Here is a 3186-nt window from a genome sequence, read left to right as displayed (position 1 = left end):
TGTTGTTTCTCACACTACTGTGCCGGAATTTTTCCACGATATCATTCCGTTAGAATTTCCAATTGTTACAGAGAAGTTGGAAGCGCTAGCAGAATTTTATTTTTAAAAAATGCTGCCTAAACGGCAGCATAGATATTATTCAAACTCGTTCTTTATAACTCTCTTTACTAAAATATCATCAATAAGTTTTTTCTCATGAATATATCCTTCCAACAAGCATTTCTCACAAAGATTGTTTATTTTTCTAGGTATCCCTGCAGTATACTGAAATATCTCATTGATAGCTTCATCAGTAAACAATGGTGTTCCTAAACCTGCAACTTTAAGATGAGTTAGTATGTAGTCCTCTGTACCAGGCCTGTTTAGTCCGTCAAGGTGATAATTTACCATAACTCTTTGAGCAATAGCTTCCAGGGTTCTTAACTTAAGTCTTTGTCTAAGTTCCGGCTGGCCTACTAGTATCAAACTTAGTGGAGACATTGAATCCATATCGAAATTTATAAGAAATCTTATTTCTTCAAGCATAGCATCACTTAGAAGATGTGCTTCATCCACTACAATGACTGGAATCTTATTTGCATTAAACATGGACAGGACTGCTTTATTCACCATAAGCTTTGCCTCCGGCTTAGCGTAGACAGTGTTTAAATTCAGTTGTTTCAGTATCTCATTGTAGAATATCTTTGGAGTAAGGGCTGATTGGGATATGTATATATAAGTGTAAATATTGTTATTTAGCTCTTCACGAATACACCTTAAAACTGTCGTTTTGCCGGCACCGACAGGGCCGGTTATTACCGCGAAGGTTCTTTTCTCCATGGCATATTTAAGTCTGTGTTTGACTTCTACAAAGTCTTGATGCTGGTAGAGCTCTTTAGTATCTATGCTTCGCATAAAGGGAGTCTTTTTGAAACCATAGTATGATTCATACATCCTAAGCCCTCCCTTCCTTACCATAGAGTTTAGTGAAACTCATTCTATTTTTCTTGTCTACAAGGTCCTGCTCTTGTTTTTGTTTTAGCAAGTCCAAATAGCTCAGTTGACCTTCAACAATAACTGGTGGTGATGCAACTACACCGGATTTATACTCATCATAGGTTTTAAATGTTATTTGAAAAGGCTTTGCGTCAGCAAACTTATCACCTTGGTAGTATACTTCAATTTTTGTCAGGTCTGAAGGATGATATTTTACTTGAATTGTTTTTCGTGCAAGTCTTGGATCAATTTCATACTGGTTGCCACAAACACTAATAACAGCTGTCTTATTAGCTTTTCTTTCCTCTTTGTATAGAAAGATTCTATAAATCTCCTCCGGAGCAATGAATTTTCTATACCCATCTCCTTCTGCAAAAGCTTCGTTTGGAGTCTTTTCAATTTCGGAATGTATTTTCTCATGATAATTTTTATTTAACCACGCTGCAAATAGCACATTTAACTCATCTATAGTCTTAACCTTAGATACTCTCACTTCAGGTTCAAAGGATTTATCAACGTACCAGAAGAATTTTTCAATTTTTCCCTTTCCCTCGGGCGAATATGGAGCACAATGAATTACTTTACTCCCAAGCTGAGCACAAATGGCGTCCAGCCTCTTGCTTGTATATATCTTACCGTTATCCATATAGCAGCGTTCCGGCACTCCACATTTGAGAAGAGCCTTCTTAAAGCAGTCTTCAAGGCATTCGCTGCTTTCAGAAAAGTAGAATTGGGCATGTGTTATGTACCTGCTCTTGTCATCAATAAATGCAATTAGGTATGTCCGAATCATCCGATCCGGGTTATTAGGATCCGGAAGATAAACGCTGTATTTAACATCACTCTGCCAGGTTTGATTAACTCTTTCCATGGTATAGCGCCTGAATACTTTATTGTTAGTTACTATCTCTGACTCATAAACTTCAGAGTACTTTTTTATTAACCTGGAAAGGGTTGATTGCTTTATTTCACCCGTTTTTATCACACCCTCAAGCTCCATTATTTGAATGATTTGCCTTACGCTGCGCTCCGGTACTTCCTTCTTATATTGAATCGCCTTAATAAGGTTTTCTTCAGTAACAGCCTTAACTTTGTCCTTATCTGCTCTAAATCCTGGCATCAATCCTTCAAAGCCACCCTCACGATACATTTGACAATACTTTCTTAGTGTTCTTTCATCAATCCGGGTACGAGTTGAGTAGGGAATTTTATGCTCTGATGATATTATTTTCCTGCGATGAGCAGTTTTTTCTTCTTTACTCAAATTGTCGTTAACAAGATCAAAGATTAAGCCGTACCGGAACAGTGCAATTTCCATTTTCTTGTTATCATCCATAACTTTGTCCTCCTTTTTCTTGTAAAAACCTTTGATTTTAGTTTAGGCCATAGCCTTTTACAGGAAAAGTTACGAATTTATGTGGATTTTGTTCAAAGATACAACCCGGTACATTCTATGTTGCTTATTGTATTAATTATATTAAACCAGCTTTCGGCACAATCAGAAACAGCTTTACCGGTAATTAATTCTATGTACCACTTGCTTAGCCTGTAAATTGACTCAAAGTTATCATTTCTTTTTATCTCTCTAACGTAAGTGGATATGGTATCTTCATTTCCGAAGTGTTTCTGTACTATTGCAAGTATCTTAGATATTAAAATGCTGCACTTCCTAGCTGTAGTCTCTATCCAGTACTTGAGATTCATTAAGGACACTTCTTTCTTCTTAAATCCTGCTCGCAAAGCTCGTCTTAGTCCTACCTTCTCGTTCCTGTGCGCCAGCACAGCTGCTTCTCTGCAAGGTAATGCATATTGATGTTTCCCCGGTAAGAACCATGGTTTTATTGAGTGGGACTGTTCGCACTTTTTACACATTCCTCTGAGTATTAGAAGCTTTCTTTCACAGTCATCATCAACATAATTTACTTCATAAGAACCCCAATAACATAATATACATCCACACTTAGGACACTTTAACCTCAGATACTCTAATCTATACTTATATTTATGGATATTTTCAGAATAGCTGTTGACATCCTTGAATAAATATAATATTATCATCTTGCTTAGGTGGAGCACTCTCATTCATATTTATGTCAACCAGGACATATTGAGGGTGCTCTTACTTTTTATCCTACACTATTTCCAGTTCCGGCGGAAGGGCATTGTGAGAAAAAAATAGTACCTTTCGGTACTTTATCATTGCTAAAAACA

The 3186-nt window shown here is 36.8% G+C and carries 3 protein-coding genes; all 3 read right to left on the bottom strand.

The window, feature by feature from the left end:
• Positions 1–135 precede the first annotated feature (135 nt).
• Entirely contained in the window at positions 136–933 is a 798-nt protein-coding gene (locus tag A7D23_RS08530; RefSeq protein WP_068883562.1) for an AAA family ATPase, read from the bottom strand.
• Between the two features lies 1 nt (position 934).
• On the bottom strand, positions 935–2311 hold the full coding sequence (locus tag A7D23_RS08525) for a DDE-type integrase/transposase/recombinase (RefSeq protein ID WP_068883560.1): 1377 nt from the start codon (positions 2309–2311) through the stop codon (positions 935–937).
• A gap of 92 nt (positions 2312–2403) precedes the next feature.
• On the bottom strand, positions 2404–3033 hold the full coding sequence (locus tag A7D23_RS08520; RefSeq protein ID WP_141690657.1) for a hypothetical protein: 630 nt from the start codon (positions 3031–3033) through the stop codon (positions 2404–2406).
• Positions 3034–3186 lie beyond the last annotated feature (153 nt).

Source organism: Dehalobacter sp. TeCB1 (genome assembly GCF_001707455.1).
Lineage (GTDB): Bacteria > Bacillota > Desulfitobacteriia > Desulfitobacteriales > Syntrophobotulaceae > Dehalobacter > Dehalobacter restrictus.
The sequence above is the reverse complement of the archived record's forward strand: the minus strand, read 5'-3'. Positions and strand labels throughout refer to the sequence as shown.

What these genes read in the sequence shown, in the direction of transcription:
- A7D23_RS08530 (WP_068883562.1), bottom strand. Translation starts at nt 933, where the DNA reads ATGTATGAATCATACTATGGTTTCAAAAAGACTCCCTTTATGCGAAGC.
- A7D23_RS08520 (WP_141690657.1), bottom strand. Translation starts at nt 3,033, where the DNA reads ATGATAATATTATATTTATTCAAGGATGTCAACAGCTATTCTGAAAAT.
- A7D23_RS08525 (WP_068883560.1), bottom strand. Translation starts at nt 2,311, where the DNA reads ATGGATGATAACAAGAAAATGGAAATTGCACTGTTCCGGTACGGCTTA.